The organism is Streptococcus australis (assembly GCF_019930045.1).
In the GTDB taxonomy this organism is placed as follows: domain Bacteria; phylum Bacillota; class Bacilli; order Lactobacillales; family Streptococcaceae; genus Streptococcus; species Streptococcus australis_D.
This window is the reverse complement of record NZ_JAHZQQ010000104.1, coordinates 1-1903: the sequence shown is the minus strand read 5'-3', so window position 1 is coordinate 1903 and position 1903 is coordinate 1. Positions and strand designations below refer to the sequence as shown.

Genomic DNA, 1903 nt, shown 5'->3' with positions numbered 1-1903 from the left:
CGCAAAAAAGCTGTTTGAGCTAGCTCAAACAGCTGGAAGAACACTCGCTTAATCAGAGGAATGACTTTGTTGCACTTATTCTTGCAATTTATCAAATAAAATTAATAAACATAGGTAAACTTTCTTGACTATTTAATAAAAATAAATTATACTAAAATCGTATTTTTGGTACAAAATTTAATCATAACAAAGGAGTTTATTTGATGTATTTTAATCGAAAGAATGCACAACAAAAGAACTGGCGGATGATCAAAAAAGGAAAGCATTTCTTATTTGGTTGTTCGCTTGTCTTTGCGATTGGGGCTACTTTAGCTGCTCCAACAGTTAAAGCTGATAGTGTTGAAGATAAGCCTGAAACTACAGTGCCTACTTCATCGGAATCTACTGGGGAATCAACTACCTACGATGCTCCGGCAGTAACTGCATCAGTTGAAAAGAATACAGCTGATGTAGCAACAGTAGTTTCAACAGAAACTGAGACTGCGCCTTCATCACCTTTAGTTGATAAAACTAAATTAGAGGTTGCTTTGGGGCAAGCAAGAGCTAAAAGCTTGGATGGTCAAGAAGCTGCAGTTAAAGCTGAGGTAGCAGCTGCAATTGCAGAAGCAGAAGCATTAGTTGCAAACGGTTCAGCAAGCCAAGAACAAGTCAACCAAAGTGTTGAACGCTTGAATCAAGCAGTGGCAAGTGTGAAGGAAGTTACTGAAGCAGTAGCTGAAACAACAGAAGCAGCAGCTGAAGCAACTACAGACTCTTCAAACACTCCTAAAGTAAGAAACCGACGTGCTGTTGAAGGTTCAGTACGTTCAGTGGATGAGACTAACCTGCAAAGAGCGGTAGTTACTAAAGAAAACTTTGAAAGCTTCTTCCAAGAAGGTGGAACAGCTACATATGATAAATCAACAGGTACCATTAAGTTGACAGATGACGTTTCAGGTCAAGTTGGTAGTGCTTACCTTCGTTTTAAAATCAACTCTGGAGAAGCCTTTACCTTCACTGGTAAAGTTGATATCGGTAATAAATACGAAGGTCATACTGTAGATGGTCGTCCAGGTGGTGACGGAGTCGGTTTCGTCTTCCATACAGGTAAGGTAGATACTATTGGTCAATCAGGTGCGTCTATTGGTATGGGAACTATCAAAAATGCCTTTGGTTTCAAACTGGACTCATGGCATAATACCTCGAATCCAAATGCTAACCAAAATGCATCAGCCGATCCAAAATACGGTGGAAATGCTTGGAGAACAAATGCCTTTGGTTCTTTCTACTCATCAAATGCTGCTGGAAGAGTAACGACAAGTAGCTCAGCAGCAAAAGCTCTAAATCCAGCTCCTAGTGGTGAATGGGTAGACTTTAAAATTGAATACGATAAAGATAAAAACTTTACAGTAACCTATGGCTCACAAACTTGGACAACGAACTTAAAAAACGCTAACACTAGCATCATGACAGTTGACGCTAAGAATGCCTTGACTAAAAATAATCCAACCTTTGCCCTTTCATTCCTAGGAAGTACAGGGTCAGGTACTAACTTACAACGTGTTCAAATTGAAAGATTTGAATTTACAGCACCACAAATCGTCCACATGAAATTTGTTGATGTGAATGGTAATGAAATCGAAGCAAGTAGTGCGATTCCAGGTGATGAAAATGAAGTTGTTAACCTTAGCACCCAAGATAAAAAGATTGCTGCAGTCGAAGCCAAAGGTTATAAACTAAAAGAAATCGACTCAAGCAAGGCTCCTTCATACATTAAAGAAAACAACACAGTTAAACTTACTCCGGGCGGTCAGTTGTTGACTTACGTATTTGAAGAAAAAGATACAACAGCACCAGATGCGCCAGTTGTGAACCCAGTTAAAGCTGGAGATGAAGCAATCACAGGTAAAGCAGAAGCAGGCTC

1 protein-coding gene is annotated in these 1903 nt (G+C 39.6%); it reads left to right on the top strand.

Going from position 1 to position 1903, the window contains the following annotated elements:
• Positions 1–203 precede the first annotated feature (203 nt).
• The coding region (locus K1J10_RS10435; protein WP_223357308.1) for a lectin-like domain-containing protein at positions 204–1903 on the top strand (1700 nt) is incomplete at its 3' end.